This is a genomic window from Streptomyces sp. NPDC037389 (assembly GCF_040636475.1).
Lineage (GTDB): Bacteria > Actinomycetota > Actinomycetes > Streptomycetales > Streptomycetaceae > Streptomyces > Streptomyces hesseae.
Genome location: NZ_JBEZUS010000010.1, coordinates 312,388 through 326,263, shown reverse-complemented (window position 1 = coordinate 326,263; position 13,876 = coordinate 312,388). Strand labels below are relative to the sequence as shown.

Genomic DNA, 13,876 nt, shown 5'->3' with positions numbered 1-13,876 from the left:
CGTGCCTGTGAGCGAGCCCGCGAACGCGTCGGTGAACGCGCTGCGCCGGCGGGCCGCCGACGTCGTGGCGACCGTCGCGCTGCGGCTGGCCGATCCCGGTGCCCTCGCGGCCCGGGACGTGTCCGCCTTCCGCGCGGCGAGCCTCAGCGACGGCGCGCCGGGTGTCGCCCTGCTCCACGCCGAGCTGGCGCACACCGATCCGGCGCACCGGGCCGCCGCCCACCGGTGGCTGCGTCATGGCGCCGCGCTCGCCGGACGGGCGGCGTCCCCCGGGCCGCAGGGGCTGTACGGGCCCGTGGCCGCGCTGTCGTTCGCGCTGCACCGGGCGGCGGAGGGGCCGGGCGCGCGGAGCACGGCCCGGACCCGGCTCGGGGAGCGGGTCGCCGAGATCGCGCGTACCCGGGCCGAGCGCGAGGAACGACGCCTGCGTGAGCGCCTCGGCTGCACCGCCTTCACCGCGTACGACGTGATCAGCGGGCAGGCCGGGCTCGGCGCGCACCTGCTGGAGCTCGGCGGCCCGGCCGAAGCCGCCGTCGCGCGCCCGGTACGGGCGCTGACGTCGCTCGCCCGGCCGGTGCGCGCGGACGGCCTGCTGCTGCCCGGCTGGTGGGTGGCGCTCGACGGGGACTCGTACCGGCCGGTGGACCCGGCGCGAGGACACGCCAACCTGGGCATGGCCCATGGGCTCCCCGGCCCCCTCGCCCTGCTGGCCCTCGCGTGGCGGCAGGGGGTACGGGTGCCGGGGCAGCGGGCCGCGATCACCGGTTTCGCCGATTGGCTGCTCGCGCGGCGCCGTACGGACGCCGCGGGCCCCTGGTGGCCCGGCCAGCTGACCGCGGGTCCCGCGCAGTCGCGGCCCGGACGGCCGTCCTGGTGCTACGGCACCCCGGGCATCGCCCGTGCCCTCCAGCTCGCGGGCCTCGCCCTGGGCGTCCCCCGCTGGCAGGAGGCCGGCGTGGGCGCGTTGCGTGCCGCGCTGGCCCGCGCCGCGCCGGTGGGGGCGGAGCCGCCGGCCGAGGCCGGGCTCTGCCACGGGCTGGCCGGGCTGCTCCAGGTCACCTGGCGCGTCGCCCGCGACAGCGGCGATCCGGAACTCGCCGGGCACCTCCCGGGGCTGGCCGCCCGTCTGCTGGACCTCGTCGACGAGGACCGGCCGTTCGGCTTCGCCGACGCCCCGGGCGAACGCCCGCCCGAGGAGCACCCGGGCGGCTTCCTCACCGGTGCGGCCGGTGCGGCGCTCGCCCTGCACACCTTCGCCACGGACACCGCCCCCGCCACCCGCTGGGACCGCGCGCTCCTGCTGGCCTGATTCCCCAGACGGAACCTGACAGCCCGACAGGAACCTGACCGCCCGACAGAGAGAAGAGAGCCATGCACCGGGAGGAACTCACCCGCTGGGTGGGCGACACGGACGCCTTCCTGAACCGGCACTGGCGCACCACGCCGGCCGTCTTCCGGCCCGCGCCCGGCACCGGACCGACCGCCCCGCTCACCCTGGAGGAGATCGACACCGCCATCGCGGGCGGACTCCTGCGCGTTCCCCACCTCGAACTCGCCCGGGCGGGCGACCCGGTGCACTCCTCCCGCTACACCCGGGCCCGCACCGTCTCGGGGATCACCACCCCCGGTTACATCGACCCGGACCGCGTACGCGAGTTGCTCGCCGAAGGTGCCACCCTCGTGCTGCGCAACGTGGAGCACTGGCACCCCGGAACGCGCGCGCTGACCCGCGGACTGGAGGCCGAGATCGGCCGCCGGGTCGAGGCGTTCTTCTTCGTCACCCCGCCCGGGGCACAGGGGCTCGACCTCCACCGCGACGACGCCGACGTCCTGCTGCTCCAGCACACCGGAAGCAAGCACTGGACCGTGCGCGGCGGCCCCACCGGCCCCGACTGGGCGCCGGGCGAGGTCGCCGACGGCGGCCCGGCCCTGCTGACCGGCACCCTCGGCCCCGGGGAGGTCCTCTACATCCCCCGCGGCTTCGCCCACGAGGCGGTGGGCGGCGAGGGGCTCTCCTCCCACCTCTCGCTCACGATCCGTGAGGTCGGCACCCAGCAGCTGTTCGCCTCCCTGCAACGACTGCTGCTCGGCTCGCTGCCGGTGCCCGGCCGTCCACTGGGCGACGACGAGCTGCACGCGGCCGCCGAATCGCTGCTCGACCGGTTCCGTACCCGGCTGCCGGAGCTGACCGCCGCGGCCGTGGTGGAGCACGCGCGCCGCGCGCAACTCGCCGAGGGCACGGTCCCCGGACTCGGCTCCGATCCGGGCATCGCCGCACTGGCCGCGCGCCTCGGCACCCCGCAGGACTCCCCCGCGACCGCGGTGGTGCGGGAGGGGGGAAACCCGTGAACGAGGTGTACGGGCTCGGTCTGCCCCCACTGCCCTCGGACCACTATGCGCTGCGCGCGGTCGTGGTCGTCGAGTGCCTCACCGAGAACGGTCTGGCCCTGCGCTACATGTACTCCGGCACCACCAGCTGGGGGGCGCTGGGGATGGTCGAAGCCACGAGGATCCGGCTCGCCGGTGCTCTGGATCCCGAGGCCCCCTGGGAAGGCTCCGAGGAGAAGGGCTGACTTCCACCGGCTTCCTCCGGCTTCCTCCCTCTCGGTGACAAGCCTCCGTATATCGAACGTAGATGGGCAGCGCGCAGAATCAGCACATCGAAGCCCTCCACCGAGAGACAGGACCCCCCATGTCGCGCACCACCGTGTCCCGCAAGCGCCGTGCAGCCCTTCTCGCCCCGGCCGCCCTGGTCGCCCTGCTGGCCCTCGCCGGGCCCCTGTCGTCCGCCACCGGCTCCACCGGCGCCGCACGGGCCACCGCCGAAACCCCCGTCACCCACTTCACCTTCAACGACGGGGACAACGGCGTGCGCCACGGCGACAACCAGGGCCAGACCGAGTACAACACCAAGGCGTGAGGGCCCGACGGCCGCGGTCCGCGCTACACCGGCGCGGGCCGTATGCCGTCGATGAGCGCGCGCACCTGCGCGGCCTCGGGCAGCGCGGTGCGGGTGAAGACCTCCAGCGCCTCGCCGGCCTGGGCCAGGGCCCGTTCGTGGTGTCCGGCGCCGAGCGAGACGCGGGCCTGGGTCCACAGCGCGTAGCCCCGGTCACGATCGCGACCGGGTACGGTCCGGTAGTAGGCCACGGCCCGGTCCGCCGCCTCCAGCGCCTGGTCGACGTCGCCCATGACGCGCAGGGTCTCGGCGCACCGGTACCACGCCTGCGCCTGCTGGCCGGGGATTCCCGCCGTCGCGCAGACGTCCAGGCACTCCCGGTAGCCGTCCAGCGCCTCCTGGTACCGGCCCAGTTCGTGCAGGGCCTGGCCGCGCACACACAGCGCGTGGGCCACGCCGTGCTGGTCCGCCATTTCGCGCAAGGCGCCCAGCGCCTCCTCGCAGGCGGGCAGCGCCTCCTCGGCCCGGCGGCCGCGGATCCGGGCCAGCGCCGCGTTGAGCGTGGTGATCAGCTCGCCCGACCGCTGCCCCCACTCCCGGGCCAGCACGAGCGCCTCGTCGAAGAAGCCGGCCGCGTCGTCGTAGCGCTGCTCGAACTGGGCTATCACCCCGAGGTCGTTGTACGCCTGCTGGAGGATGGCCCGGTCGCCGGCCCGGCGGCAGAACTCGGCGGCCCGCTGGGCATGGGTACGGGCCCGTGTCAGCCGGGTCTCCTGGATCGCCGCGTTGCCGCAGATGAAGTGGGCGCGGCCGGCCGCGCGGTGGTTGCCCGCCAGGGCGGCGGTCTCCGCCAGCGCCTCGGCGGCAATGGCCATCTGCGCGTAAGGGACGTCCTGGCCGAACGAGCTCAAGGCCACCAGGACGTCGGCGGCCTGCGTGAGCAGCCCGGGCTCGGCGGCCTCCCACCGTCTGACGAGCAACTGGACGGTGTGGAGGGCGCAGTCGAATTCGGTGATCACCCATTCGCGGGCCTCGGCCAGGTCCGTGAAGCGCGGGCCGTCCGGCCGCACGGCACCGGCGGCGATGGTGCTGTGCACCGGATCACCGGGCACCATCCACCTGAACGCCTCCCCCGCCATCTCCAGCAGGTGGTCGAGCAGTCGCCGCTCCACAGCCGCGGCGGAGCCCTCGCCGTCCGGGGGCAGCTGCCGGGCGAAGTCCCGTACCAGATCGTGGTAGCGGTACCGGCCCGGTGCCGGTGACTCCAGCAGCGCGGCGTCCACCAACGGCTCCAGGAGGTCCTCCGCCTCCGTCTCGTCCAGGCCCAGCGCGGCGGAGGCCGCGCCCAGCCCGATGTGCGGCCAGGCGACCGACGCCAGCGACCGGAAAACCATCGCCTGCCGGTCGGTCAGCTGGTGGTATCCGAGCTCGAAGGCGGCGGCCACCGCGAGGTCGTCGGCGCGCAGTTCGGCCAGCCGTCGCCGCTCGTCGGCGAGCCGGGCCACCAGGTGCGCCACCGTCCAGCCCGGCCGGGACGACAGCCGGGTGGCCACGATCCGCACCGCCAGGGGCAGGCACGCGCAGGCGACGACCAGCGCCAGCGCGGCCTCCTCCTCCGGGGCGATACGGGACTCGCCCACGATGCGCCGCACCAGGGAGAGCGCCTCCCCGGTGCTGAACTCCGCCAGCCGGACATGGGCGCCGGACGGCACACCCACCAGGCGCGCCCGGCTGGTCACCACCACCGCGCAGTGGGCCGCTCCCGGCAGCAACGGTCTGACCTGGGCGGCGTCGCGGGCGTTGTCGAGCAGCAACAGCACCCTGCGGTCGTCGAGAAGGGTGCGGAACATCCGGGACCGGTCCTCCAGCGAGCCGGGGACCTTCCGCCGGGAAACCCCGAGCGCGGTCAGGAAGCTCACCAGAATGGTGCCGGGGTCGGCCGCGTCCGTCCCCGAGCCGCGCAGGTCGGCGTAGAGCTGCCCGTCCGGGAACTCCCCCTTGACCTGGTGTGCCACCTTCAGGGCCAGGGTGCTCTTGCCGATGCCGCCCATCCCGCTGACGGAGGCGACCGCGAGGGCGGTACGGTCCGGGTCGGTGAGGGCCCGGCACAGCTCGGCGACCGCCTCGTTCCGGCCGCTGAAGTCGGAGATGTCGGCCGGGAGCTGGGCGGGACGGGCGTAGTCCGCCGCCCCTGCCTGTCCGGCGGCCGTACCGGCCTCCTGGGGGTGCGCCGCCGGCGCGACGGCCGTCACCGGGGCCGCCGCGGGGACGAGGTCCGGGGCGCAGGCCAGGATCCGTTCGTGGAGGGCGCGCAGTTCGGGCCCGGGATCCAGGCCCAGCTCGTGCGCCAGCACCTCGCGGGCCTTGCCGAACACGGCCAGGGCGTCGGCCTGTCGTCCGGCGGCGTAGAGCGCCCGCATCAGGAATCCGTACGGCCGCTCCCGCAACGGCTGTTCCTGGATGAACGCGGTCAGCTCCGGGACCGACTGGGCGTGCCGGCCCAGCAGCAGGTCCAGGTCGAAACGTTCCTCCAGCAGGGTCAGCCGCAGCTCGGACAGCCGGGAGCGCTGCCGGTCGGCGAAGGGCCCGGGCACCCCAGCCAGGGGCTCGCCCCGCCACAGGGACACGGCCTCCTTCAGCAGCATGGCGCACTCGTCGTACTTCTCGGCCCCGCGCGCCCGCGCCGCGTCCGCCGCCAGGTGCTCGGCCTCGAAGGCGTCCACCGACAGCGGTTCCTCCGCGAGCCGGTAGCCGTCGCCCACCCTGGCCAGCACCTGCGGATCGCAGCCGGCCGACGTCAGCAGTTTGCGCAGCCGCCACACATAGGTGCGCACGATCATCACCGCCGAGTCCGGCGCCGTATCGCCCCACACCCCGCTCACCACTTCGTGCAGCGGCACGGCATGACCGCGGCGGAGCGCCAGCATCACGAAGGTCGCCTGCTGCTGCGGCGGCCCACACGGCACGACGGACTCACCATCGCGGATGCCCACGGCTCCGAGCACAGAAAATTCCACAGTCCCCCCACCACCGGCACAAGCCAGATAAAGCTGGGCGCCATGGTAACCAGTGGTTCATATGTGTGGACGCCCGTGGGGTGAGGAGGCCGGCCCACACGGACGTGCCGCGCGGGCGCCGACGGGAGATGGTGGTAGCGAGGGACGACGGCATGAGCATGAGGCGGTGAGCACGATGGAGCGTCCTGTGGTCGTGGGCGTCGACGGGTCGGACGGCGGCCTCGCCGCCCTGGACTGGGCCGTGGAGGAGGCGGCCCGCCTCCGGCTCTCCCTGCGCGTGGTCCACGCGTCGCTGTGGGAGCGCTACGAGGGGTCGATGCCTTCGTCCACCGGTCAACGACCGGAGGAGGAGCTGGCGGAACAGCACATCATCGCCTCGTCCGAGCGGCGGGCCCGGCGGCTCTCCCCGGAGTTGCGGGTGGATGCCGTGACCTTGCCGGACGAAGCGGTGGCGACGCTGGTGAAGGAGTCGCGCGGCGCGGCGGTTCTGGTGACGGGTTCGTCCGGGCGGGGCGCTGTCAAGGGATTCCTGCTGGGCTCCGTGAGCCTCGCGGTGGCGGGACGTGCCGACTGCCCGGTCGTCGTCGTTCGCGGCGAGGAGCGCAACATCAAGGGCATGGGCGACCGGGTCGTCGTCGGCGTGGGCGAGGCGGACGAGGCCGCCGCCGCGGTGCGGTTCGCCCTGCGCGAGGCCGAGGCCCGGGGGTGCGAGCTTCAGGCCGTACGGACCTGGCGCGCCCCCCAGCCGTCGGTGGACCCCTTGATCGTGCTCGATTCCGCCGCCGTGGCCTACGAGGAACAGGCCGCCGCCGTCCTGGACGAGGCGCTGGAGGAGGCCATGGCCGAGCATCCGGCGGTGTCCGTCACCCGCACCGTGCTGGAAGGGCCCGCGCACCGGATGCTGCTCGATCCGGCGGCCGACGCCGACCTGCTCGTACTCGGCGCCACCAGGCGGCAGGGCCGGTTCGGCCTGCAACTCGGGCGGGTCAACCACACCGCCCTGCACCGGGCGGCCTGCCCCGTCGCGGTGGTACCGCATCGGTGAGACCGTGGCCATCGTCGACGCCGTCACCGGCGCGCACGGCGGCCGGGTCACGCTCGACAGCGCCCCGGGGCATCCACGGTTCCGCGTCCTGCTCCCGGCGGGGACGTCGGGCACGCCCTCCGACGCGTGAGGGCGTCGAGTGGAAACCGGCCACGGCGAGGGCGACACGCAAGTTGAACGTGGTGCGGGCCGGGCCGCCCCGGCTCACCCGTCGTCCGGTGGGGAGTTCTCCTCCCGGAGGACGTCCAGCACCACGGACCCGTCGACCGTCTCATGGCTGACGAGCAGTGAGGCCAGCCGGTCCAGGGCGGTCCGGTGGTCGCGCAGCAGGGTCAGGGCCCGGTCCTCGGAGCGCCGGATCAACCGGGCCACCTCCTCGTCGACGATCCGCTGGGTCTGCTCGGAGTAGGGCCGGCGCAGCAGGTCCTCCGGCGGGGTCTCGCCGAGGAACTGCGGCGTGCCCGAGGCGTAGCCGACCGGGCCGAGGGCCGGGGAGAGGCCGAACTCCCTGACCATGCGGGTGGCGATCTGGGTGGCGCCCGCCAGATCGTTCGCCGCGCCCGTGGAGCCCTCGCCGAAGACGACCAGTTCCGCGGCCCGGCCGCCGAGCCGGACGGCCAGGAGGTCGGTGAGGTAGCTCTCGCTGTAGAGGTGCCGCTCGGCCTCGGGGAGTTGCTCGGTGACGCCGAGCGTCACGCCGGCGGGCAGGATGGTCACCTTGGCGACGGGGTCGGCGTATTCGCACAGGGCGGCGACGAGGGCGTGCCCGGATTCGTGGACCGCGACCGAGTGCCGCTCCTCGGGGAGGAGCGCGTTGGACGTCTCGCGGCGGCCCAGCAGCACCCGGTCCCGGGCGGTGTCGACGTCGTCGGCCGTGATGACGGCGCGGTCCGCGCGTACGGCGTTGATGGCCGCTTCGTTGACGAGGTTGGCGAGGTCCGCTCCGGAGAATCCCGGTGTGGCGCGGGCGACGGTGTCGAGGTCGACGTCCTGGGCGAGCGTCTTGCCGCGGGCGTGGACCGCGAGGATCGCGGCCCGTTCGTTCTGGTTGGGCAGGGGGACGGTGACCTGCCGGTCGAAGCGGCCGGGGCGCAGCAGGGCGGGGTCGAGGGCGTCGGGGCGGTTGGTGGCGGCCAGGACGACGATGCCGCTGCTCTGGTCGAAGCCGTCCATCTCGGCGAGGAGCTGGTTGAGGGTCTGTTCCCTTTCGTCGTTGCCGCCGAGCCGGGTGCCTCCGCCGCGGCGTCCGCCCACGGCGTCGATCTCGTCGATGAAGATGATCGACGGCGCTCGTTTGCGGGCTTCGTCGAAGAGGTCGCGTACGCGTGAGGCGCCGACTCCCACGAACATCTCGACGAAGCCCGAGCCGGTCACCGAGAGGAACGGCACGTCCGCCTCGCCCGCCACGGCACGGGCGAACAGTGTCTTGCCGGTGCCCGGGGGCCCGACCATGATGACGCCGCGCGGCCCTTTGGCCCCGGCGGCGGCGTAGCGGCCGGGGTTGCGCAGGAAGTCCACGACCTCGCCGATCTCCTGTTTCACGCCGTCGTACCCGGCGACGTCGTCGAAGCCCGTGGTCGGCCGCTCGGCCTCGATGATCTTCGCCCGGGAGCGGCCGATGGCGCTGATGCCGCCGGTGAGGGAGCCCGCCGTCCTGCGGATGCTCCACAGGAGGATGCCGATCAGGACGAGGAAGGGCAGCAGCCCCACCAGCAGAGATGTCCAGACGCTGCCGCCGCCGCGGGTGGCCGTGATCGTCACGTGCTGGGCCTGGAGTCGCTGTTCGAGGCCGCCGTTGCCCAGGGCCGTGGGAAGTTGCGTGGTGAACTTCTTCCCGTTCTTGAGCGTGCCGTCGACGGTTCCCTTGTCCCCGACGTCCACCGTCCGCACCTGGCCGGCGTCCACCTTGCCGACGAAGTCGCTGTACGAGAGCTGTGCGGCGGCGGGTCCGGAGAGCCCTCGGGCCAGCAGGACCACCAGGAAGAGGTTCAGCAGGATCAGGGGCACCATCCAGCGCCGCCATGGAGGCGCTGGGGGCGTCGGGGGCTGGGGGCGCGGCCGGGGTCGCGGCTCGGGTGGCTCCCCCGGCGGCCGGGGCCGTGCCGGAGGCGCCCGGTGCCGGTGCGGCAGCCGTATTCGAGTGATCACCGCCTGCTCCTCCCCTGCGAGAGGTACTTCCACGGCGGTCGGCCTCCGACCTGGCCTCTTCCACCCGGCATGCAGGGGTCGCGCCGCTGCACCAGTATGGGTGACAGACCCGGAAAGCACGATCGGCTGGGAGATGCCCATGGTCTCGTCCGCGGACCGCCGACCGGTCGTCGTCGGCGTCGACCCCGACCCCACCAAGCGCATGGCACTCGCCTGGGCGGCCGACGAGGCGGCACGGCGCCGGGTACCGCTCCGCCTGGTCCACGCCGAAGGAACGCCTACGCGCGGCTATCGCAAGCGCGAGGTCCGGCCGTCCTGGGAGGAGTGGAACGAGGCACTCCATGCGGCCGGGGAGCACGTCCTCCAGGAGGCGGCGACGTTCGGCGAGACCCGGCAGCCGCAGGTGGAGGTGTCCGGGCTGCTGGCCGAGGGGGACCCGGTGTGGGTGCTGCGCGAGCAGTCGCGGGATGCCGCCGTCGTGGTGGTGGGCTCGCAGCACCTGAGCCGGGTGGAGGAGGTGTTCGGCACCGCTTCGGTCGCCCTGCCCCTGATGGCTCACGCGTCCTGCCCGGTGGTGGTCGTCCCCGAGCCGGAACACAGCACACGGCAGCCGCCGTACTTCGTCGTCGGCGTGGACGGCAGTGCCCACTCCGCCGCGGCCCTCGACTTCGCCTTCGAGGAGGCCGCCCTCCACGGCGCCGCGCTGCGGGCGGTGTACGCGTGGTGGCCGGGGCGCTTCGAGTCGCTGGACGAGGAGGCCTCGCGGCGGGAGTGCGAGCGCCTGCTCTCGGAGACGGTGGCCGGCCGCACCGCGGCGCACCCCGGGGTGGAGCTCCGGCAGGAACTCCTGGTCGCACACCCCGTCGAGGCGCTGACCAAGGCGTCCGCCCAGGCCCTGGGCCTGGTGGTGGGCACCCGGGGCCATGGCGGCTTCACCGGCATGCTCCTCGGCTCCGTCAGCCAGGGCGTACTGCACCACGCGCGGTGTCCTGTCATCGCCGTCCCGCACCCGCCTGCCGCGGAGTGAGGAGGCGCTCGCCTCGGCGGGCGCGGGCCGCCTCCGTGCCCCTGCGCGTGGGACCCTCCTCCGGGAGGCGGCCTCGCCGTCGTGAGGGTGAGGGCCTGGGAAGGAGCAGTGCGCACCCTCCGCTACGGCATGGGCCACGGCATCGGCGCGCGACGTGATCGGCCGCGCGAAGCGGCTGCCCTGACCACGCCACGATCCGGAGTCCCACCGAAGCGTTGCGCTCATGACCGCGTGGGGGAACGGATCGCACGGATCGCGTCGAACACCAATGGTGCGGCGGGACACGGGCGAGTGGACCGGTCGGTCAGTCCCTCGTGCACGCGACGGTGTCATCCAGGACGTCCACGGCGTGGTCCGCGATGAAGGAGACGACGTCCTCGCCGTCGCTGTCACTGAGTTCGAGCAGGAGGGTCCGCACCCCCGGCAGATGCTCCGCGCACGCCGCCAGCAGGGCCGCGACGATGGAGCGCCCTTCGGGGGCGGAGGGGTCCACGGGCCCACCGGAGAGATCACCGTCGTCACCGGGGAATTCGTCGAGGAAACCGATGCCGGCGATGGTGCCGTCGAGGCGGCGGGCCGCGACGAGAGGCGCCCAGCTCTCGCAGTAGTAGGCCCGCCGCTCCCGGCTCATCGGCGTCGGCGGGGTGGGGTGCGGCCAGACCCGGGCGTCGAGGAAGTCCCACCACGCCTGCATGACGTCGTCCGGTGACCAGGTGGGCCCCTCGTGCCACTCGATCGCGTAGCCGTGCTCCACGGGGCCGATCGCCTGGGGGCGGACCCGGAACGTTCGAGTGCGGTGCTGGTGGCGGAAACCGCGATCGGCCATCCAGCGGTGCGCCGGGGAGCCTGTGACGGCCTTGCCCCACGGACGCAGCCCCATTCCGCTCATCATCCTCGTCATGTAGGCCAGAGCGGCCGACCCCCGGCCGCGCCCCCGCAGCCGTGGGACGATCTCGACGTATGTCCACACCAGGCGTTCATCGAGGAGGCTGGGGAACTGGCGGAAGCCCACGACTCCCGCCAGTTCCCCCGTCGCGCTGTCGCGGATCACTCGTGCACGGCACGGATCGTCGCCGCCCTGATCGCCGCGCAGGAGTATGCGGCCCTGGCTCATCGTCATGTCCCCCGCGGGCCCCAGCGCGGCCAGCACCGCACTCGCCTCCCCCTCCTCATCCGGCCACGGCTCGAACGTCAGCGAAGAGAGCACGTCGTCTGTTGTACGCATCAGCGCAGCGTACGGCCTCTGACGGGCACCCGCCTGCCTCTGGCGGGTGGGCCGCCCGATGCCGTTTCCGGGTCAGTCGGCCCGGTGCCTCCGTCCGCGAGGTCGCCGACGCCGTCGAGGACCGGCACGACCGGCTGGCCGCCTACGAGTCGTACGGCTCCGGGCTGCCCATCGGCCAGGCCCGGCGCGCCGCCGAGAACTTCCGCCACTTCGCCGGCGTGATCACCGCGTTCGGCGAGGACGCCTTCCGCCAGGGCGGAGCGGGCGAGGAGCAGCTCAGCTACGTCATCCGCCGCCCCGCCGGGGTCGCGGGCCTCATCACCCCGTGGAACACCCCCTTCATGCTCCAGAGCTGGAAGCTCGCCCCGGCGCTCGCGGCGGGCTGCGCCGCCGTCCTCAAACCCTCCGAGTGGACCCCGCTGTCGGCCTCGCTGTGGCCGGAGATCCTCACCTCGTCCGGTGTACCGGCCGGGGTCGTGAACATCGTGCACGGCACCGGTCCGGAGGCGGGCCAGTCGCTCGTCGACCACCCCGGCGCCCCGCTGGTCTCCTTCACCGGCTCGACCGCCACCGGCCGCCGCATCCTGCGTTCCTGTGCCGAGCGACTGAAGGCCGCCTCCATGGAGCTGGGCGGCAAGTCCCCCGTCGTCGTCTTCGCCGACGCCGATGTGGAGGCAGCGCTCGACACTGTCGTATTCGGCGCGTTCTCTCTCAACGGCGAGCGCTGCACGGCAGGTTCCCGGGTGCTCGTCGAGAGCCCGCTGTACGAGGAGTTCACTCGCCGCCTCGCCGATCGCGCCGCGCGCATACGCGTCGGCCCCTCTTCCGACCCCGCGACCGAGGTCGGCCCGCTCGTCCACGCCGACCACTACCGGCGCGTCCTGGAGTACACACGGACCGGCCGCGAGGAGGCCCGCCTTGTCGTCGGCGGCCGCGTCGAGATCTACACCTCCGACTGCTGCACCGGCGACCCCGGCCATGGGACGTACCGCTGGAACGTCCACGACGACCGCCGCCGTGACTTCTGGGGCAACGCGGTCATCGAGTCCTGGTACAAGGAGGCATCCCCGGTGCACGACCTGGGGGGAGCGGTCCGCCCGGTGTCGGGCGGGCCACTGGAGGAGTCGTCCGCCCGGGTGGGAGCGGACGGACTGGGCTGACGCGACGCCGGGCGGGGGCGCCCCTCGGGCACCGTGTTCCCATTCCCATGACACCCACTCAGGGCGCGGCGCCAGAAGTGCATCACAACTGCTTGCGCATGGCGCCACATTGGCGCCATGATGGCGTTATGGAGCCCATGCCCCAGCGCCCGTCGACGCACTCCAACCCCCTCGCGGCCCTGCCGGTGACCCGCCCCGCGGGCTGTCCCTTCGACCCGCCGGCCGAACTGGCACCCTTGCGCGAGGAGCAGCCGCTGCGCCGGATGCGCTACCCCGACGGCCACGTCGGCTGGCTGGCCACCGGCCACGCCACCGTCCGCGCGATCCTGGCCGACCCCCGCTTCAGCTCCCGTTACGAACTGATGCACCTGCCCCACCCCGGCAGCCCCGCCGAACCGCTGCCGCCCGCCCCGCCGGGTGACATGAGCGGCATCGACGCCCCCGGGCACACCCGCTACCGGCGGCTGCTCATGGGCAAGTTCACCGTCCGCCGGATGCGCGCGCTCACCGAACGCGTCGAGCAGTTCACCACCGACTGCCTCGACGCCATGGAACGGCAAGGGCCGCCGACCGATCTGGTCGAGGCGTTCGCCCAGCCCGTCCCCGCCCTGGTGATCTGCGAACTGCTGGGCGTGCCCGCCGCCGACCGCGACGTGTTCCAGCGCCACACGGCCACGGTCACCGACAAGAGCCGCTCCCTGGAGGAGCAGGCGGCCGCCTACACCGCCATCCAGGACATCATCCACGAGCTCGCCCTGGCCAAGCGCGCCACGCCTGCCGACGACCTGCTCAGCGACCTCGCACGCCACAGCGACCTCACCGAAACCGAGCTCGCGGGCATCGGCACCTTCCTCCTCGGCGCCGGCCTCGACACCACTGCCAACATGCTCGCCCACGGCACCTTCGCCCTGCTGAGCAACCCCGGCCAGCTCGCCGCCCTCCGTGCCGACCCCGGCCTGGCCGACCAGGCCGTCGAGGAGCTGATGCGCTACCTCACCATCACCGACACCGGCATCCGCGCCGCCCTGGAGGACGCCGAAGTCGACGGTCACCTCATCAACGCCGGCGAGACCGTCACCCTCTCCCTCCAGGCCGCCAACCGCGACCCCGTACGCTTCCCCGACCCCGACACCCTCGACATCCGTCGCAGGGCCACCGGCCACCTCGGCTTCGGCCACGGCCCCCACCAGTGCCTGGGCCAGCAACTCGCCCGTGTGGAGATGCGCGTCGCCTTCCCCGCCCTCCTCGCCCGCTTTCCCGGGCTGTGCCTGGCCGTCGCGCCCGAGGACGTACCGCTGCGCACCACCTCGAACATCTACGGGGTGCGCCGGCTCCCGGTCACCTGGTAGCCCGGG

The 13,876-nt window shown here is 73.8% G+C and carries 12 protein-coding genes; 9 read left to right on the top strand and 3 right to left on the bottom strand.

Features of this window, described 5'->3' with window-relative positions; translation table 11 throughout:
- Positions 1-7 precede the first annotated feature (7 nt).
- The 4 genes from AB0E98_RS23785 (at position 8) to AB0E98_RS23770 (ending at position 2,920) form a co-directional block, all read left to right on the top strand.
- A complete protein-coding gene (locus AB0E98_RS23785; protein WP_361705883.1) occupies positions 8-1,309 on the top strand; it encodes a lanthionine synthetase C family protein in 1,302 nt (433 codons plus the stop codon).
- Positions 1,310-1,371: 62 nt separating this feature from the next.
- A complete protein-coding gene (locus tag AB0E98_RS23780; protein WP_361705881.1) occupies positions 1,372-2,349 on the top strand; it encodes a cupin domain-containing protein in 978 nt (325 codons plus the stop codon).
- Positions 2,346-2,573: a hypothetical protein gene (locus AB0E98_RS23775; protein WP_361705878.1), complete on the top strand. Its 228-nt coding sequence runs from the start codon at positions 2,346-2,348 to the stop codon at positions 2,571-2,573. Before AB0E98_RS23780 ends, AB0E98_RS23775 begins: the two co-directional genes overlap by 4 nt.
- Before the next feature lie 119 nt (positions 2,574-2,692).
- Entirely contained in the window at positions 2,693-2,920 is a 228-nt protein-coding gene (locus tag AB0E98_RS23770; protein ID WP_361705875.1) for a hypothetical protein, read from the top strand.
- A gap of 23 nt (positions 2,921-2,943) precedes the next feature.
- Here the strand turns inward: AB0E98_RS23770 and AB0E98_RS23765 are convergent, their stop codons facing one another.
- A complete protein-coding gene (locus AB0E98_RS23765; RefSeq protein WP_361705873.1) occupies positions 2,944-5,892 on the bottom strand; it encodes a BTAD domain-containing putative transcriptional regulator in 2,949 nt (982 codons plus the stop codon).
- Positions 5,893-6,091: 199 nt separating this feature from the next.
- On the opposite strand from AB0E98_RS23765, the gene AB0E98_RS23760 reads away from it, so the two are divergent.
- Complete coding sequence (locus AB0E98_RS23760) at positions 6,092-6,961, top strand: universal stress protein (RefSeq protein WP_361705998.1); 870 nt, start codon at positions 6,092-6,094, stop codon at positions 6,959-6,961.
- Positions 6,962-6,965: 4 nt separating this feature from the next.
- Complete coding sequence (locus tag AB0E98_RS23755) at positions 6,966-7,091, top strand: hypothetical protein (RefSeq protein WP_361705870.1); 126 nt, start codon at positions 6,966-6,968, stop codon at positions 7,089-7,091.
- 74 nt (positions 7,092-7,165) lie between these two features.
- On the opposite strand, the gene ftsH is transcribed toward AB0E98_RS23755, so the two are convergent.
- Positions 7,166-8,971, bottom strand: a complete 1,806-nt coding sequence (gene ftsH, locus AB0E98_RS23750; RefSeq protein ID WP_361705867.1) for an ATP-dependent zinc metalloprotease FtsH — start codon at positions 8,969-8,971, stop codon at positions 7,166-7,168.
- Between the two features lie 277 nt (positions 8,972-9,248).
- Here ftsH and AB0E98_RS23745 point away from each other — a divergent pair, with 277 nt between their 5' ends.
- A complete protein-coding gene (locus AB0E98_RS23745) occupies positions 9,249-10,136 on the top strand; it encodes a universal stress protein (protein ID WP_361705996.1) in 888 nt (295 codons plus the stop codon).
- Between the two features lie 304 nt (positions 10,137-10,440).
- Here the strand turns inward: AB0E98_RS23745 and AB0E98_RS23740 are convergent, their stop codons facing one another.
- Complete coding sequence (locus AB0E98_RS23740) at positions 10,441-11,361, bottom strand: hypothetical protein (protein WP_361705864.1); 921 nt, start codon at positions 11,359-11,361, stop codon at positions 10,441-10,443.
- Between AB0E98_RS23740 and AB0E98_RS23735 the strand changes: the two genes are divergently transcribed.
- The gene (locus tag AB0E98_RS23735) at positions 11,352-12,521 is read left to right on the top strand and encodes an aldehyde dehydrogenase family protein (RefSeq protein ID WP_361705861.1); all 1,170 of its coding nucleotides are present in this window, start codon (positions 11,352-11,354) and stop codon (positions 12,519-12,521) included. The two genes, AB0E98_RS23740 and AB0E98_RS23735, sit on opposite strands and share 10 nt — an antisense overlap.
- Before the next feature lie 137 nt (positions 12,522-12,658).
- The gene (locus AB0E98_RS23730) at positions 12,659-13,870 is read left to right on the top strand and encodes a cytochrome P450 (RefSeq protein ID WP_361705994.1); all 1,212 of its coding nucleotides are present in this window, start codon (positions 12,659-12,661) and stop codon (positions 13,868-13,870) included.
- The last annotated feature ends 6 nt before the right edge of the window (positions 13,871-13,876 follow it).